The following is a 2,476-nucleotide window of genomic DNA, read 5'->3' on the forward strand; positions in this document are numbered from 1 at the left end:
ACGCCGTACTCGTCCAGCTCCGACAGGAGGCCGTCCACACCCTCCCGGTCGGTGGTGTGGTCGTCCGCGAAACGACGGTCACCCGTCGCGTCCGGCACGTGCTTCACACAGACAACGATCCTCAAGCTCACGGCCTTGTCTCCTGTACTGGTCTCGTCCGGCGGCTGCGGCGGTGCAAGCGGGCGCGAACACGGCACGCACCCGCTCCGGGCAGCGAATTCCCGTGCCGGTCCGGAACTTCCTGGCAGCATACTCGCCGGTAGTGCAGTGGTCACTACTGGCCAGTAGCTTATGCCGTGCGGCCGCTCCCGCCGCCTGCGCCCATCCTGCCCCAGCCCGGAGCCGACTCCACCCGACGGGGCGGAACAACTGCCGCCGGATTGCTCACACCACGCTCACACCACGCGCCCGAGCGCCGCGATCACGTCCACCCTGCGCGGCTGCCCCGCCGCCCGCCGCACCACCCGGCCCTCCCCGTCCAGCACCAGGACGGTCGGCGTCCGCCGGACCTCCAGCCGGCGGACCAGCTCCAGCCGCTCCTCCGCGTCCACCTCGACGTGCTCGACCCCGTCGACCATCCCGGCCACCTCGGAGAGCACCCTCCGAGTGGCCCGGCACGGCTGGCAGAAGGCCGTCGAGAACTGCACCAGCGTCGCCCGCGCGCCGAGCGGCCCGCCCAACTCGGCCTCCGACAGCCGTACCGCCCCGTCCTCGGTGCTCAACCCTCGGCCTCCCGTCGCTCCCGGCCCCACGCCCGGCCCACGGCGGGCCGGTCCCGGCCACCGTCAAGGCACCACACCACGCACCGGCGGCCAGGTCATCCCCCCAGTCTGCGGCAGGGCCCTCCGCGCCCGAAACACGGTCGACCGCCGGGGCCCGGCCACGTACGATCGGCCGGTGGATTCCGACTGTCACCCAACGCAGCCGCCGGCCTGCCGCCGCGTCACCGCCACGGCCCGGGCCATCGTCCACCGACGACGCTGACGCCCGCCGCCGACGCCCCGCCGCTGCCGCCGCCCGTCGCGACCCCCGGAGCCACCGTTGCAGACCGATCCCCGCGGCTCCCGCCTCGCCGCAGCGCTCACCTCCATCGTCCTGGCCGTCGTCCTGCGCACCGGCAACTGCCCCCTCCTGGCCGCCCAGACGCTCATCCTGGCCCTCGGCGCCTTCGGCGGCCTGCGCATGGCCCCGTACGTCCGGCTGTTCCAGGCGCTCGTGCTCCCCCGGCTCGCACCGCCCTCCGAGACCGAGGACGAGCGGCCGCTCCGCTTCGACCAGGGCATCCTCATGGTGTTCACCGCGGTCGGCGCCCTCGGCTACTGCGCCGAGGTGACCTGGCTCGGTGCGCTGGCCTGCTCGGCCGCCCTCACCGCCGCCTTCGCCAACGCCGCGTTCGGCTACTGCGTGGGCAGCGAGCTCTACCCCCTGGTCCGGCGCGCCCAGGGCCGACTCACCGCCGGCGCATGATGTGCGCGGCGGAAAAGTTCCCGTTCGAATTCATCACGGAGATCACACCGCCAAAATTCGCTTGACCGCACGCCTCAGGTGACAGCAGGCACTCGTTCGGGGGATCATCTCCGTGAATCACCCGTGACCGCCGCGGAGTGCCGTGCTCCGGTCGGCGCCGCCCGCACAACGGAGCGGGTACCCGCCGAACCGGGCTCCGACCCGTGGAAGTCAGGACTGACCGTGGCAGAGTTCGTGTACCCGCCGGTGATCGGCGCCGCACTCACCGCCTTCCGCGCGCTCGACGTGCGGATCAAGACCGTGGGCGCCGAGCACATCCCCGCCAGGGGGGGAGCGGTACTGGTCAGCAACCACATCAGCTACCTGGACTTCCTCTTCGCGGGCCTCGGCGCGTACCGCGGCGGCAAGCGCAAGACCCGCTTCATGGCCAAGGACGACGTCTTCAAGCACCGGATCTCCGGCCCGCTGATGCGCGGCATGAAGCACATCCCGGTGGACCGCACCGACGGGCAGCCCGCGTACGAGGCCGCCGTGCGGGCCCTCAAGGCCGGCGAGGTGGTCGGGGTGTTCCCCGAGGCGACCATCAGCCGCTCCTTCATGCTGAAGAAGTTCAAGACCGGCGCCGCCCGGATGGCAGCCGACTCCGGCACCCCGCTGCTGCCCGTCGTGCTCTGGGGCACCCAGCAGCTCTGGACCAAGGGCCGCCCGAAGACCCTCACCAAGCGGCACGTCCCGGTCACCATCATGATCGGCGAACCGATCCACCTCGGACCGAACGACAAGCCCGTGATGGTCACCCGACGGCTGCGCGCCGCCATGAGCGAGATGCTCGACCAGGCCCAGCGCGAGTACCCCGCCAAGCCCTCCGGCGGGGACGACACCTGGTGGCTGCCCGCCCACCTCGGCGGCACCGCCCCCACCCTGGAGGTCGCCGAGGCCGAGGACGAGGCGGAGGCCCTCGCCCGGGCCGAGCGCCGCGCCGCCCGGGGCTGACAGCTCCTTCTCCTCC

The 2,476-nt window shown here is 72.7% G+C and carries 3 protein-coding genes and 1 pseudogene; 2 read left to right on the plus strand and 2 right to left on the minus strand.

Going from position 1 to position 2,476, the window contains the following annotated elements; translation table 11 throughout:
- Together ACIQOV_RS37285 and ACIQOV_RS37290 are read right to left on the minus strand one after the other, a co-directional pair.
- Window positions 1–131, minus strand: a pseudogene (locus tag ACIQOV_RS37285) (electron transfer flavoprotein subunit beta); the annotation flags it as partial.
- Between the two features lie 264 nt (window positions 132–395).
- Window positions 396–722, minus strand: a complete 327-nt coding sequence (locus ACIQOV_RS37290) for a thioredoxin family protein (protein ID WP_359915558.1) — start codon at window positions 720–722, stop codon at window positions 396–398.
- A 319-nt stretch (window positions 723–1,041) separates the two neighbouring features.
- Between ACIQOV_RS37290 and ACIQOV_RS37295 the strand changes: the two genes are divergently transcribed.
- Together ACIQOV_RS37295 and ACIQOV_RS37300 are read left to right on the plus strand one after the other, a co-directional pair.
- A complete protein-coding gene (locus ACIQOV_RS37295) occupies window positions 1,042–1,467 on the plus strand; it encodes a DUF4395 domain-containing protein (RefSeq protein WP_401055224.1) in 426 nt (141 codons plus the stop codon).
- 222 nt (window positions 1,468–1,689) lie between these two features.
- Complete coding sequence (locus tag ACIQOV_RS37300; RefSeq protein WP_401055225.1) at window positions 1,690–2,460, plus strand: lysophospholipid acyltransferase family protein; 771 nt, start codon at window positions 1,690–1,692, stop codon at window positions 2,458–2,460.
- Window positions 2,461–2,476 lie beyond the last annotated feature (16 nt).

This window comes from Kitasatospora sp. NPDC091257 (genome assembly GCF_044757675.1).
Taxonomy (GTDB): Bacteria; Actinomycetota; Actinomycetes; order Streptomycetales; family Streptomycetaceae; genus Kitasatospora; species Kitasatospora lactacystinica.